Consider the following 13,098-nt stretch of genomic DNA (forward strand, 5'->3'; position numbering starts at 1 on the left):
ACGGTGGTCGGTTCGCCGTACTTCTGGACGGCACGGCGACTGAGGGGCCTTTGACTGTCGGGCGGTTGACCGTCGGGAGATTCAGTGTCGCCAAGAGGGTGGCGCCGCCGTACCGCATGGAGGTCCTCATGCTCGTCATGGAGTCCGTCAGCTCCGAGGACGTCCGTCACCTCGGCGGGGGCGTGTCCAGAGGGAGGTGACGCGGGCCCCGGGCGGTGCGCCGTCCGACACCGCCGCGAGGCCCGCCGCCGGATCCGCTGTGCCGCTCAGGCCACCGTGCGGATCAGCTTCTTGTTGGTGAACTCCTCCATGCCGAGACGGCCGAGTTCCCGCCCGAAGCCGGAGCGCTTCACGCCGCCGAAGGGCAACTCGGCACCCTCCGCGCCGACACCGTTCACGAAGACCATGCCGGCCTCGATGCGGTCGGCGACCCGGGCGGCCTGCTCGGGGTCGGTGGTGAAGACGTAGGAACCGAGGCCGTACGGCGTGTCGTTGGCGATCCGTACGGCGTCGTCCTCGTCGGAGGCCGGGAAGACCATCGCGACCGGTCCGAACAGCTCCTGGCGGGCCGCCGCGTGCTCGGTGGTCAGCCCGGTGAGCACACCCGCCGGGAAGAAGGCGCCCTGACGATCGGTGGAGCCGTGCAGGGTGGCGCCCTCCGCGACCGCCTCACCGACCTGCCGGGCGAGGGTCTCGGCGGCGGCTGCAGAGGAGAGCGGTGCCCCGGTGGCGGAGTCGAGCAACCGTGCCGTGAACCTCTCCACGAACGCGTCGTACAGGTCCGCCACGACCACGAACCGCTTGGCCGCGTTGCACGCCTGACCGGTGTTGTCGAGGCGGGCGGCGACCGCGGCCTCCACGACGGCGTCCAGGTCGTCGGTGGACAGCACGACGAACGGGTCCGAGCCGCCGAGCTCCAGGACGACCTTCTTCAGGTGCCGCCCGGCGATCTCGGCGACTGCGGCCCCGGCCCGCTCGGAGCCGGTGAGCGAGACGCCGTGCACGCGCGGGTCGGCGATCACGTCGGCGATCTGCTCGTTGGTGGCGTACACGTTGACGTACGCGCCCGCCGGGAAGCCCGCCTCGGCGAACAGCCGCTCCAGCAGCGCCGCCGTACCGGGACACTGCGGAGCGTGCTTGAGGACGATGGTGTTCCCGACGGCCAGGTTCGGGGCCGCGAACCGGGCGACCTGGTAGGCCGGGAAGTTCCACGGCATGATGCCGAGCAGCACGCCCACCGGACCGCGCCGCACGACCGCGGTGCCGGCGCCGGAGGTGACATGGAGGGGCTCGTCGGCCAGGAACTCCTCGGCGTGGTCGGCGTAGTAGTGGTAGATGTCGACGCAGAAGCCGATCTCGCCCTCCGCCTCGGCGAGCGGCTTGCCCATCTCCCGCACGATGCTCGCGGCGAGTTCGGCACTGTGCTCGGCGTGCAGGTCGCCCAGGCGGCGCAGCAGCGCGGCGCGTTCGGCCACCGAGCTGGTCCGTCCCCAGGCGCCGGCGGCGTGGGCGGCGTCGACGGCCGCGGCGATCTCGGCGTCGGTGGCGGTCGGGTAGGTCTCCACGACCTCGCCGGTGGTCGGGTCGGTGACGGCGTACATGGTGCCTCCAAGTGGCAGGGGAACAAAGGGGAAACGGGTCAGGGTTCGAGGACGGTCCGCACTCCGGTGCCGGACCTGAGGTCGCCGAGCGCCTGGGCAGCCTCGCTCAACGGGGGTGTCCGGCCGACCAGTTCGTCCAGCGGAAGGCGGCCGGAGAGGTACAGGCGGGCCGGGCTCGGGGATGTCGATCTCGCCCACGCCGGACCCGTAGTCGCAGCCCAGGACGCGCGTGCCCCGGGTCGGCCAGGTCTCGATCACCCTCGGGCTGCCGGTGGCCTCGAACGCGTGGGCCACGCCCGCCGAGTTGCTTCCGGCATCAGGCCTCGACGTCGTCACGGGCACCGTCGAGGGTGTGGGTGGCGCCGAAGCGGCGGGCCACGGCGAGGCGTTCGGGGGAGAGGTCCACCGCGACGATCGGATCGGCACCGACCAGCCGCAGGCCCGTCACCACGCCGGGACCGACCCCGCCGGTGCCGGTCCCGGCGTTCAGGAAGTGCTCGGCCGGGCCGACCCCGAGCAGGTCGGTCCCCGAGGCCACGGCGGCGGGCGGCTGCCCGGGGAAGGTGACGGCCGCGGCCCGGGCCCGTGCGGGGGCAGCGAGGGCGAAGCCCAGGTCGGCGTCGGCGTGGACACCGGCCACCGGCGAGCCGGTCGCGGGTCCGATCGCGAAGACGGCCCACGCCGGCCGGGTCCGGCTCGGCTGCTGCCGGTAGCCGTACTCGGCGAGCTCACCGGTATCGGTGAGGGAGTCGTTCACGTGGGTCTCCTGACGGTGCTGCGCCGGTGGCCCGGCCCGCCGCGACCGCCGAGCCGGACGTACGTCGGCCGCTGTGTCGCTACGTCGCTGCACCGTGGTGAGCGGTGCGGTGGTTTCCGGCCGACCGCCATTATTGGGCGGGCGACCAATTGCTTTATTGGTCGCCCACTCAATAGCATTCGTCGTATGACGTCAAGAGCTCCCGGCAGGCGCGTCCGCAAGGCACCCGCCGAACGCCGCAGCGAGATCGTCGCCACGGCGGCGCGGATCGGGCTCACCGAGGGCCTAGAGTGCGTCACCCTGCGCAGGGTCGCCGACGAGCTGGGTGTCCAGCCCGGACTCGTGGGCCACTACTTCCCGGCCGCGGACGAGCTGGTCGCCGAGGCGTTCACCCATGCCACGATGAGGGAACTCGACGGCCTGCTGCCGCCGGACTCGGACGGCCCCCTGCACACCTTCCGGAGGTTCTTCGGCCTCACGTCCAGCGCCGAGTTCGATGACGTCAGCAAGCTCTGGCTCAACGCCCGGCACCTGTCGCGCTACCGTCCGGTGCTGCGCGAGCACGTCATGAAGCAGGAACTGCTGTGGTGCCGGCGCCTGGAGGAGCTCATAGCCGCCGGAACGGCGACCGGGGTCTTCGCCTGCGCGGATCCCTGGGGCGCCGCCATCCGGGTCCTCGTCGCGATCGACGGCGCCAGCGCCTACGTCAACACCAGCGCGGACCGTCGCGGGACGCCTGCGGCGGACATGCCGCGCACCGTGGCCGAGTCCGAACTAGGTCTGCGACGGGGCACGTTGCTCGCCTCGTGAGCACGCCCGAGGCGCGGCTGGCCGCCCGAGCGCGCTGAGCGCCACGCCCGTCGGCCGGCGCTCGTGCCACGCCGCCGTCCGGGTGCCCGGGGCCGGGACAAGGGCCGGTGCGCCGCGTTCACCGGAGGGCGGGGACGGGCCGCGCGGACGTGTCGCCGCCTGAGCGGCGCCGTACTCGGCCGGTCGCCCGTGCCGCAGGGACCTTGGTACCCCTTGGGCCGCAGCCGGAAGCGGCTGCCCAGCTCTGCCCGCTGCCCTGCACATGCCATCCGACGCTTCGCTCGCCGACCGGCAGCCGGACACCCTGCCCCGCATCCGGCCGCCTTGTTCGCGGGCGGCCGGACGCGGGGCTGATCACTCCTCGGCGGCGGCGAGAAGGGCCATCTCCCGACTGACCGCGACCTGGTGCGCCTCGGCGTCCAGACGCGCCTTCTTCGGGCTCCAGCGACCCGCCATCACGAACACGAACGGCAGGAACAGCACCTGGCCGCCGACGCAGATCCACCACCAGTCCCGCCATTCGCCGGGCCCGTCCTTCGACGCCTTCTGGACCTTGGCGCCGTACTCGTCGAGCACCTTCAGCTGCGGTGCCGCCTTCTGTACGACGGCGAGGTCCGCCGCGCCGACCTCCCGGACCGCACGGGCGCTCAACGCGGGCGGCACGGTGGCCGGGGTGTACTTGTTCAGCTCGGCGAAGAGCTCCGGGTGCGCGTTGACGATGGCCAGCGCCGGCGCCGCCTGCGCCGAGGCGACCCTGACCTCGGCGCCGTGCTCCACGAGCGGGGTCACGGAGGTGACCAGCACGGGGATGAAGGCCGCGGAGACGGCGACCACGATGCGCACCGTCCAGCCCCACACGGCCAGGCCCGCCGCGGTGGCCGCCGGGTTGTGCTTCTCCACCGTCTCGGTGAAACTCGCCATCCAGGGCGCGTAGGCGATGCCGCTGAAGACGCCGATGCCGACGAACAGCCAGGCGAAGGTGTAGTAGTCGGTCGTCAGGTGGGTGGCGCGGGTGGCGAAGACCGCGGTCACCACGATGGAGCCGACCGCGCCGACGATCATGAAGGGCTTGCGCACCTTCAGCCGGTCCGAGAGCAGGCCGACCAGGACCAGGGCGATGGCGTTGGCCGCCCAGTACCAGTTGGCCAGCGCGTTGGTGCGCTGCTCGCTGTAGCCGAAGACGGTCGCGAAGTAGACGACGAAGTTGCCGACCGCCGCGTAGTACAGCAGCAGGAACACGGCGATGGCGAAGGCCGAGCCCAGCACGTCCAGGCGCATCATCTGCCGCCACTCGCCGCGGCGTACCGCCTCGGTGTCCAGCCCCTTGGCGCGTGCCTCGACCAGTGCCCGGTCCCGCAGCGTCACCATGATCTGGTCGCGCAGCGCCGGGGACAGCTCGCGCAGCGCGAAGATCGCGACGACGAAGACGACGGCCCCGGCGATCGCCGAATAGCGCAACTCGTCCTGCCAGGAAGCGCTGTCGAGGGTGTTGCTGGTGACGGTGGTGACCACCAGGGAGCCGATGACCGGACCCATCGTCCAGTACCCCATCGCGGTGGCCCGGCCGAGCTGCGGGGAGAAGTCCCTGATCAGCGCGGGGGTGGCGACCAGGACGATGCCTTCGATGAAGCTGACGAGTGCGAAGAGCACCAGATAGGAGGTCTTGTTCGCCGCGTTCGGCAGGCCGAAGAAGACCAGCAGCGCCGCGATCAGCAGTCCGTAGACCACCAGATTCGCCCGGCCCCAGCGGTCCGCCAGACCGGCCACGAGCGAGGCGAAGGCCCCGACCGCGTTGCCGATCACCGAGACCCAGATGAAGTAGCGGTACGTCATGCCGAAGTGCGTGATGATCGACGTCGCCACCGCGTACTGGATGTACAGCATGTAGTACAGGACGACAGTGGTGACGACCACGATCGAGAGATACACCATCCGGCGACCGGTGGGCGGGTAGTCCGCCAGCTCGCGGCGGTACAGCCAGGCCAGCGGGGTGCGGGCGTCCGCGGCGGGCACATCGGGCGCGGGTCTGTCGGCGTCGAACGGCGTCGTGTCGGCGGACATACGGCTCCTCCCAGGAGACCCGGAGACCAGGTGCTCGCGTCGGCGCGACCAGGGTGCGCGGCGGCCCGGCTCCGAGAGCGTGGCCAGAGGCTAGTACCGACTAGTCGGTACGCCTAGAGGGCTGCACGAGTCCATTCACGCCGCCGGGTGAGCATCGGCCGTTCCCCTCGGCCTCGCCGCCCGGCGACCCCGGGACTCGGCTCCTCGCCCGGCGTGACCTCGGAACAGCGTCAGTCGGCCGGGATCGGCTGGGTGAGGTTCACCGGGTTGCCGTCGGGGTCCTGGATGTGGGCGACGCGCTGTCCCCACGGCATGTCGTTGGGGCCGCCGCGCACCGAGCCGCCCAGCGCCGCCACCCGGCCGAGCGTCTCGTCGACGTCGTCGACCTCGATGCTGAGCAGGATCCGCGCACCCGCACCGGCCGCCGCCCCGGCCCCCAGGTTCTCCCTGGCCACCAGCCCGAGGTCGGTGTCGCCGATGCGCAGGCCGAGATAGAAGGCCGGGCCTTCCGCCGGCACCCGGAAGATCTTCTCAGCGCCGAACAATTTCGTGTAGAAGCCGAGCAGGACGTCCTGGTCGGCAGTCACGATCACTGGCTGGATGGTCGACATGGCACTCCTGTCGAGAACGGTCGTGTCGCTGGACAGACCGTTCGAGGACGGTGAACTCATCGCGGGCGCCGGACCCGCAGCGGGGACACCCGCCTCGGCACCGGGCCCGGATACCGTGTGCGGCCCGCCGCAGTTCCTCGACCCCGTCGGCGGCGTCCCGCGAACGGCCGTCCGGGGACGACCCGTTGTCACGTCGGTCCGGGTTCGCCCAAGGAATGACGGCACCCTCGGTTCGGTCAGAGCAGTCGTCGGATGTCACCGCGTACCCGGTAGAAGCCGCCCGCCGCCGTGTGCAGGGAGTCCACGACATAGCGGGCCCCGGGCTCGCGTATCGCCCGTGGGAACTGGACGTTCAGCGACTGGTCGTAGCCGCCGGACACGACGTGCACCCGGACCCGGCCCGACTCCTGGACGCACTCCACGACGATCGCGCCGCTGGGCGCCTGCGCGACGGTTGCCACCGCGCCCACGGCCGTGGCCGGTGCGTAGGCCGGCATCGCCGCCGCCAGCTTGACGTCCCGCGGCACCGGCACCGTGCCCTGCTGGGCCGCCGTGACGGCCGCCTCGCTCGCGTCCACGCAGACCAGCGAACCGTCGGTGGTCACCAGGTAGAGCCGCTCGTCGTGGTACTGCATCGACAGCGCCGAGCCGTCGCCCGTGCCCAGCTTCCACAGCCGGGTGCCGTCCTGGTCGAAGCAGTAGACGGACGAGGCCGCGTCACCGGCGAACACGAACCGCCCGCCGGGCGAGGTCGCGCACGAGTACACGGCGCTGTCGCAGGTGTACGTCGCCTCGATCGCGCCGGTCGCCTTGGACAGCCGCTGGACCGCCTTGTGGGCGGTGCCCGCGTACACCACATCGCCGTCCTGCCAGCCGAACAGCACCCCGCCCTTTGTCGGTGTGTGCCACAGCTCCCGGCCGCCGTCGGGGGCGTAGGCCGTGACGCCTCTGGTGTGGCCGTGGTAGACGGCCCGCTCGTCGGCGCGGACCATCCAGGCCTGCTCGCCCTGGCTGCGACGGGCCCACTGGTGCTCGTCCTCGTGGTCGATGACGGTGAGCCGGCCGTCGCGGTCGGAGACGTCCAGGACGCCCTCGTGGATGTCCAGCCAGAAGATGTCGACGTCCGCCGCGATGTCGTAGGCCACGAACGGCAGTTTGGAGGAGAGGTCGTACACCTTGCCGTCGTCGCAGCCCGCGTAGATCCAGAAGTCGTCGGCGACCAGGCACTTCACGCCGTCCGGCAGGCTGAAGCGGGCCAGTACGCCGCCCTCGTGGTCCAGGGTGTACACATCGCCCGACTGGTTGCCGACCCAGCAGCGGTCGTCGTCGACATGGATGCCGAACGCGGCGGAGCCGGTACGAAAGCGCCAGAGCACGGGTGCGGCGGAGCGCGCGGTGGAGGGGGCCGAGGCGACCTGGCGCCGGGTCACCGAACGCGGCGCGCGTTGCCCCTGTACGGCGGGGGCGTATCCCTTGCGGACCTTCTCGCCGACCTTCTTCGCGGCCGCGGCCCGTGCCTTCTCCGCCGTCGCGAACGTCGTCGTCTGCGTCTGTCCTTCGGCGCCTATCCGGCCGTACCGCACCGTCACGACCAGGTCGGCGACGGTCACCTCGTAGAACTTGTGCGCGGCACCGTCCTCCTGGGACAGCTCCAGATACGTCGTCGACACCGCGGCGGAACCGATGGACATGGCTGACCGAACCCCTCCCATGACGGATCCGCGGTATGTCCTGCGGACCCCAGTGATCAAACCGTAGACGGAGGCACTGACAACGGCCTTCGCGGACCGTCCGCCGGGCCCCGCACGGCCCGTAACCGTGCGGCCGTGCGGCCGTGCGGCCGACCGAGCACGCACCCCGAACGGCCCTCGCGGACAGGGCCGTTCAGTCCCGTCGACACCGACCTTCGGCATCCGGCGGCCAACGCCCCGCAAGACGAGAGTGAGGGGCGTCAGGAACCGAACGCACAGCCCCGCTTCCTTCCGAAGGGACCACCGTCATGGCCGTGCACGAGCACCCCCGCCGGAACTCCGGTTTCCACCTGCCGTCCGTCCGCAGGAACCGGACCGCCGCCGCGTCCGAGGCCACCGCGTCGGCGGCGGCGGAGACTGACACTCACACCGCGCGCGCCTGCACGCTCGCCTCGCTGAGGCTGCTCACCGGGTTCGTCTTCCTGTGGGCGTTCCTCGACAAGACCTTCGGCTTCGGCTACGCCACCCCGCCCGGCAAGGGCTGGATCGACGGCGGCTCGCCGGCCAAGGGCTTCCTCGGCTCCGTCGCGGCCGGCCCGATGCGGTCCACCTTCCACTCCTGGGCCGGGGACACCTGGGCGGACTGGCTGTTCATGCTCGGCCTGCTCGGCGTCGGCGTGGCCCTGACCGCGGGCGTCGCGTTGCGCCTGGCCGCCGTCGCCGGCACCGCCATGATGGCGCTGATGTGGCTGGCCGAGTGGCCGCCCGCCAAGCACCTCGCGGACGGCTCGGCGAGCATGTCCAGCAACCCCTTCGTCGACTATCACCTCATCTACGCCGTGGCCCTGATCGCCCTGGCCGCCTGCTCCGCGGGCGACGCCCTCGGTCTCGGGCACCTGTGGGCGAAGCTCCCGCTGGTCCGTCGCAGCCGCTGGCTGCGGTGATCGCGGTCGGCGTGGCCGGTCCTGTCCCGGGTCCGCCGCATCCCGCACCGGCCAGGGCCGACCGGCCCCCCGCAGGGACCTGCGGCCCCTGCCGGACAACCCGTCCCAGGACGACGCTCGTAACGGAATCCCCGTTCAGGAGGCAGAGATCATGACCCGCACCGTCGCCGTCGGACTCGACGGCTCTCCCGAGAGCCGCGCCGCGGCCGAGTGGGCGGCCCGCGAGGCGGAGCTGCTGGAGCAGCCGCTGAAGCTGCTCCACGTCTGGGAGCCCGTGCCGACGCCCATGGCACAGGCGCCGCTGCTCGGCCCGGAGACCCAGCAGCACTGGACCGAGCAGATTCCGCGCGAGGCGGCCGAGGGCTTGCGGCTGCGTCACCCCGGCCTCGACGTGAGCACCGAGCAGGTGTCCGGGCGGCCCGCGGACGTCCTCGTGGGCGCGGCGAACGACGCCGAACTCCTCGTGCTCGGCTCCCGCGCCCTGGGCGGCATCGGCGGGTTCATGGTCGGTTCCGTCGGCCTGTCCGTCGTCGCCCACGCCGAACGGCCCGTCGTCCTGGTCCGTGCCGGTGAGCAGGCCGCCGACGAACACGAGGCGGACCCGGTCGGCATTCCGTCCGCGGCGACGCCGTTCCGGCCCGTCGTCCTCGGCCTCGACATCACGAGCCCCGACGACGACCTGATCGCGTTCGCCTTCGCCGCGGCCGCCCGCCGGGGTACGTCCCTGCGGGTCGTGCACGGCTGGAACCCGCCCTACTACTGCGACACCTACGGTGTGACCACCGACCTGGGTCTCCGTGAGGAGCTGGCACGGCAGGAGAGCACCGCGCTGACCGAGGTCCTGCGCCCCTGGCGGGAGAAGTTCCCGGCCGTCGACGTCAGCGAGCAGTCCCCCTACGGCACGCCGGGTGCCCATCTCGTCGACGCCTCCAGCGAAGCGTGCCTCGTGGTCGTCGGCCGGCGTACCCGCCGCGGCCCGCTCGGCACCCGCATCGGCTCCGTCACCCACACCGTCCTGCACCACTCCACCGCCCCCGTCGCCGTCGTCCCGCACGACTGACCCGCTTCGAAGGAGCACACATCATGAAGGCAGCGGTCGTACGAGCCTTCGGCGAGCCCCTGGTCATCGAGGACCGCCCCGACCCCGAGCCCGGCCCCGGCCAGGTCCGCCTCCGTGTCGAGGCCTCCGGGCTCCGCCACACCGACAGCCACGCCGCGCACGGCGACTGGCCCGTCAGGCCGAACCCGCCGTTCGTCCCCGGTGGGGAAGCGTGAGTGCGATGGTCCTGCCGATCGTCGTCGGTGTCGACGGCTCCGAGCCCGGTCTGCGGGCCGTCGACTGGGCGGCTGACGAAGCCGTGCTGCGCGGGGCACCGCTCCGGTTGGTGTACGCCTCGCTGTGGGAGCGGTACGAGGGCACCCACCTCGCCCAGGATCCGCACAGGCCGTCCGAGGAGATCATGGCCGAGGACATCGTCGAGACCGCGGCGCGGCGCGCCCGGACCCGGCGGCCCGGGGCGGCGGTCTCCACGGAGGTGCTGGCCGAGGAAGCGGAGTACGCGCTGGTCCACGAGAGCCGGGACGCCGCCTTGCTGGTGACGGGCACCCGGGGCCGCAGCGGCCTCGCCGAGGCGCTGCTCGGCTCCGTGAGCCTGACTCTCGCCGGGCACGCGCACTGCCCGCTGGTCGTCGTGCGCGGCAACCACGACAACCAGGCCGCGGCGCCGGTCCACGGCAGGATCGTCCTGGGTGTCGGTGAGGACGGCAAGGAGTCCGCGGCCGTGCGCTTCGCCTACGAGGAGGCGCGGCGGCGCGGGGTGCCCCTGGACGCCGTACGGGCCTGGCGCACGCCCGCGCGCGAGACCACCGATCACCCCCTGATGTCCGCGGAACCCGCCCGGCTGCACGAGCAGCAGGCGGTGGAGGCCCTGGACACGGCGCTGGAGAACGTCCCCGGCGACATCGAAGCGCACCGGCACACGGTGGAGGGCCATGCCCGGTCCGTGCTCGTGGCGGCCTCGCACGACGCCGACCTCCTGGTCGTCGGAGCCCGGCGCCGCCCACGGACCTTCGGGCTCCAGCTGGGCCGGGTCGCCCACGGCGTGCTGCACCACTCCGCCTGCCCCGTCGTCATCGTGCCCGAGCCGACATGACCGCCCTGCCCAGGACGCCGAGGCCGCCGCCGTCAACGACATCACCTCGCCCGCGACGCTCGCCCAACCGGCTCTTCGGCGGTGGCCCCTCACCACGACCAACAGCCCGGCGTTCGCGGCCCCTTGACTCGAAGGTGCCCCTTCCCCCCGGCCCCGGGGGACGGCAGGGGGGCCGTTCAGCCCATCGCGCCACGGAGAGGACGTCGACGGCCGGGGTCAGGGCGAGCGACTCGGACAGGTGAGGCGAGGGCGCGTGCAGTGCGGGGGAGCGCCGGCCGCTGGGTCTTCTCGGACGTGGCGAGAACAAAGCGGCTGAAGTGGCCCGACCGGCCCAAGCCGGCCTCCCGCGTATGGACCAGGCTGGAGGTGCGGGGCAAACCCGGTACCTGGAAAGCGGCAGGCCGCGTACCGACAGCCGCGACCTCGTCACTTCGTCACCTTGTCGCCTCGTCACCGGGTCCCGGTTCCGCAGCCGACCGAGTGGGATGAGGAGCGTCATGAAGGGATTCGTGTTCCACGGCCCCGGGCAGTCCGCCTGGGAAGAGGTCCCCGATCCGGCCGTCAAGGAGCCCACCGACGCGATCGTGCGCGTCGAGGCCGTCACCGTCTGCGGCACGGACCTGCACATACTCAAGGGAGACGTGCCCGAGGTGCGGCCCGGCACGGTCCTCGGCCACGAGGCCGTCGGCGAGATCGTCGAGGTCGGCGGTGACGTCCGGACCGTACGCCCCGGCGACCGTGTGCTGGTCTCCTGCATCAGCTCCTGCGGGCGCTGCTCGTACTGCCGGGAGCGGATGTACGGCCAGTGCCGCGGCGGCGGAGGCTGGATCCTCGGCCACCTCGTCGACGGCACCCAGGCCGAGTACGTCCGCGTCCCCTTCGCGGACCTGTCGGTCCACGCCCTGCCCGCCACCCTCGACAGCAAGGATGCCGTGCTGTTCGCGGACATCTTCCCGACCTCCTACGAGGTGGGCGTCCTCAACGGGCACGTCCGTCCCGGCGACACCGTCGCGGTCGTCGGTGCCGGGCCCATCGGACTCGCGGCGATCGCCACGGCGCGGCTGTTCTCGCCGGAGCGCATCATCGCGGTGGAGCCGGCTCCGGCTCGGCTGGAGGCCGCCCACCGGTTCGGTGCCGACGCGGTGGCCGATGTCCACGAGGCGCCGCGGCAGCTGGTGGCCGACCTGACCGACGGCCTGGGCGCCGACGTCGTCATCGAGGCGGTGGGCGTGCCGGAGAGCTTCGAGCTGTGCACCCGCATGGTCCGGCCCGGCGGGCACGTCGCCAACATCGGCGTGCACGGCAGGCCGGCGACCCTGCACCTGGAAGACCTGTGGAGCAGGAACGTCACCATCACCACCGGCCTGGTGGACACCCACTCCACCCCCGCCCTGCTGCGGATGGCCGCCGCCGGCCGGTTCCCCACCGCACAGCTGGTCACCCACACCTTCCCGCTGCGCCGCATGGAGGAGGCGTACGACGTCTTCGCCCACGCCGCCACCACCGGCGCCCTCAAGGTCGTACTCGGGGACGGACAGCACGAGACCGTCGCCCTGCGCACGGCCTGAGGGGGTCGGCCATCCGTGGAGGTGGCGGCGCAGGTGGTCGCGCCAGGTGTGCTCGAAGGTTTTGGCGGGGGCCGAATGCGGCGCGGGGAGCGGGCTAGGCGAGGACGGCGCCTCCGTCGACGCTGAGCACGGTTCCGGTGACGAAGCGGTTCTCCATCAGGTACAGGTGCGCCGCGGCGATCTGGTCCGCCTCGCCGATCGACTTGGTGAGCGTCCGATCGGCGAGGGCCGCGAACAGCGCGGCACGCTGGGGCTCCGGCACCGGGTCCCACAGCGGCGTCCGTATCGCTCCCGCCCGGACCGCGTTGACGCGGACAGGCGCGAGCTCGGCGGCCAGCCCCCGCGTCAGTCCCTCGGTGGCGGCGGCGCCGGCGGCCGCGAGCGCGGTGCCGGGTGCGGGGCGAACAGCGACCGTCCCGGACGTGAGCACGATCGAGCCTCCCGGCCGGATGAGAGGTGCCGCGCGCTTGACCGTGGCGACCGTTCCCCAGAAGCGGACCTCGAACAGGTCCCGCGCGGCGTCCAGCGCCAGGTCCACCAGCGGCTGTGGACGCACCGCATCACCGGCCGTGTACACCACGTGGTCGAGCTCCTCGACGCGGTCGAACAGGGCGGCGATGTCAGCCTCGTTGCGGGTGTTGACGACGGCTCCGTCGCAGGTGTCCGGCAACTGCGCGAGCGCGGCATCGAGGCGCCCCCGGTCGCTGGACGCGATCGTGACCGCCGCCCCGGCCGCCGCCGCGGCGTGTGCCGTGGCCAGTCCCATGCCTGAACTGCCGCCGATGACGACGATGCGTCGGCCTGAAAACGTCATGGTGCCACTCCTTGGTCTCGAACAGTGATGACTCACTGGGTCATCACCGTAGCACCCATGATGGCTCACTGAGTCATCACTGGTATGG

Annotated in this window: 11 protein-coding genes and 1 pseudogene; 6 read left to right on the forward strand and 6 right to left on the reverse strand. The window is 72.3% G+C overall.

Going from position 1 to position 13,098, the window contains the following annotated elements; translation table 11 throughout:
- Nucleotides 1-266 precede the first annotated feature (266 nt).
- Together IEZ11_RS08325 and IEZ11_RS52380 are read right to left on the reverse strand one after the other, a co-directional pair.
- A complete protein-coding gene (locus tag IEZ11_RS08325) occupies nt 267-1,601 on the reverse strand; it encodes an NAD-dependent succinate-semialdehyde dehydrogenase (RefSeq protein WP_189261972.1) in 1,335 nt (444 codons plus the stop codon).
- A 316-nt stretch (nt 1,602-1,917) separates the two neighbouring features.
- The gene (locus IEZ11_RS52380) at nt 1,918-2,358 is read right to left on the reverse strand and encodes a hypothetical protein (protein WP_189261973.1); all 441 of its coding nucleotides are present in this window, start codon (nt 2,356-2,358) and stop codon (nt 1,918-1,920) included.
- A gap of 186 nt (nt 2,359-2,544) precedes the next feature.
- On the opposite strand from IEZ11_RS52380, the gene IEZ11_RS08335 reads away from it, so the two are divergent.
- Complete coding sequence (locus tag IEZ11_RS08335; RefSeq protein ID WP_189261974.1) at nt 2,545-3,168, forward strand: TetR/AcrR family transcriptional regulator; 624 nt, start codon at nt 2,545-2,547, stop codon at nt 3,166-3,168.
- A gap of 354 nt (nt 3,169-3,522) precedes the next feature.
- Here IEZ11_RS08335 and IEZ11_RS08340 read toward each other — a convergent pair whose 3' ends face one another.
- The 3 genes from IEZ11_RS08340 to IEZ11_RS08350 all read right to left on the reverse strand — a co-directional run bounded on the left by IEZ11_RS08340 (nt 3,523) and on the right by IEZ11_RS08350 (nt 7,531).
- Nucleotides 3,523-5,229, reverse strand: coding sequence for an MFS transporter (locus tag IEZ11_RS08340; RefSeq protein WP_189261975.1), 1,707 nt, complete (start codon nt 5,227-5,229; stop codon nt 3,523-3,525).
- Between the two features lie 230 nt (nt 5,230-5,459).
- Nucleotides 5,460-5,840 (reverse strand): VOC family protein, encoded by a 381-nt coding sequence (locus IEZ11_RS08345; RefSeq protein WP_189261976.1) that lies wholly within the window; start codon nt 5,838-5,840, stop codon nt 5,460-5,462.
- A 236-nt stretch (nt 5,841-6,076) separates the two neighbouring features.
- The gene (locus IEZ11_RS08350; RefSeq protein WP_189261977.1) at nt 6,077-7,531 is read right to left on the reverse strand and encodes a WGR domain-containing protein; all 1,455 of its coding nucleotides are present in this window, start codon (nt 7,529-7,531) and stop codon (nt 6,077-6,079) included.
- A 308-nt stretch (nt 7,532-7,839) separates the two neighbouring features.
- Here IEZ11_RS08350 and IEZ11_RS08355 point away from each other — a divergent pair, with 308 nt between their 5' ends.
- The 5 genes and pseudogenes from IEZ11_RS08355 to IEZ11_RS08375 all read left to right on the forward strand — a co-directional run bounded on the left by IEZ11_RS08355 (nt 7,840) and on the right by IEZ11_RS08375 (nt 12,196).
- Nucleotides 7,840-8,475 carry a DoxX family membrane protein gene (locus IEZ11_RS08355; RefSeq protein WP_189261978.1) on the forward strand — a complete coding sequence of 212 codons (636 nt, stop codon included), beginning with the start codon at nt 7,840-7,842 and terminating at the stop codon, nt 8,473-8,475.
- A 151-nt stretch (nt 8,476-8,626) separates the two neighbouring features.
- Nucleotides 8,627-9,535 carry a universal stress protein gene (locus tag IEZ11_RS08360; RefSeq protein ID WP_189261979.1) on the forward strand — a complete coding sequence of 303 codons (909 nt, stop codon included), beginning with the start codon at nt 8,627-8,629 and terminating at the stop codon, nt 9,533-9,535.
- 23 nt (nt 9,536-9,558) lie between these two features.
- A pseudogene (locus IEZ11_RS08365) lies at nt 9,559-9,744 on the forward strand (alcohol dehydrogenase catalytic domain-containing protein); the annotation flags it as partial.
- A gap of 11 nt (nt 9,745-9,755) precedes the next feature.
- Entirely contained in the window at nt 9,756-10,628 is an 873-nt protein-coding gene (locus IEZ11_RS08370) for a universal stress protein (RefSeq protein WP_189262219.1), read from the forward strand.
- Nucleotides 10,629-11,125: 497 nt separating this feature from the next.
- Nucleotides 11,126-12,196, forward strand: a complete 1,071-nt coding sequence (locus IEZ11_RS08375; protein WP_189261980.1) for a zinc-dependent alcohol dehydrogenase family protein — start codon at nt 11,126-11,128, stop codon at nt 12,194-12,196.
- Between the two features lie 94 nt (nt 12,197-12,290).
- Here the strand turns inward: IEZ11_RS08375 and IEZ11_RS08380 are convergent, their stop codons facing one another.
- Nucleotides 12,291-13,010, reverse strand: a complete 720-nt coding sequence (locus IEZ11_RS08380) for an SDR family oxidoreductase (protein WP_189261981.1) — start codon at nt 13,008-13,010, stop codon at nt 12,291-12,293.
- Nucleotides 13,011-13,098 lie beyond the last annotated feature (88 nt).

This window comes from Streptomyces fuscichromogenes, assembly GCF_014645815.1.
Classification (GTDB): domain Bacteria; phylum Actinomycetota; class Actinomycetes; order Streptomycetales; family Streptomycetaceae; genus Streptomyces; species Streptomyces fuscichromogenes.

Bases quoted from the DNA above. Each gene is read 5' to 3' on its own strand.
- IEZ11_RS08335 (WP_189261974.1), top strand. From the start codon at position 2,545: ATGACGTCAAGAGCTCCCGGCAGGCGCGTCCGCAAGGCACCCGCCGAA.
- IEZ11_RS08345 (WP_189261976.1), bottom strand. From the start codon at position 5,840: ATGTCGACCATCCAGCCAGTGATCGTGACTGCCGACCAGGACGTCCTG.
- IEZ11_RS08375 (WP_189261980.1), top strand. From the start codon at position 11,126: ATGAAGGGATTCGTGTTCCACGGCCCCGGGCAGTCCGCCTGGGAAGAG.
- IEZ11_RS08340 (WP_189261975.1), bottom strand. From the start codon at position 5,229: ATGTCCGCCGACACGACGCCGTTCGACGCCGACAGACCCGCGCCCGAT.
- IEZ11_RS08355 (WP_189261978.1), top strand. From the start codon at position 7,840: ATGGCCGTGCACGAGCACCCCCGCCGGAACTCCGGTTTCCACCTGCCG.
- IEZ11_RS08370 (WP_189262219.1), top strand. From the start codon at position 9,756: ATGGTCCTGCCGATCGTCGTCGGTGTCGACGGCTCCGAGCCCGGTCTG.
- IEZ11_RS08380 (WP_189261981.1), bottom strand. From the start codon at position 13,010: ATGACGTTTTCAGGCCGACGCATCGTCGTCATCGGCGGCAGTTCAGGC.
- IEZ11_RS08325 (WP_189261972.1), bottom strand. From the start codon at position 1,601: ATGTACGCCGTCACCGACCCGACCACCGGCGAGGTCGTGGAGACCTAC.
- IEZ11_RS08350 (WP_189261977.1), bottom strand. From the start codon at position 7,531: ATGTCCATCGGTTCCGCCGCGGTGTCGACGACGTATCTGGAGCTGTCC.
- IEZ11_RS08360 (WP_189261979.1), top strand. From the start codon at position 8,627: ATGACCCGCACCGTCGCCGTCGGACTCGACGGCTCTCCCGAGAGCCGC.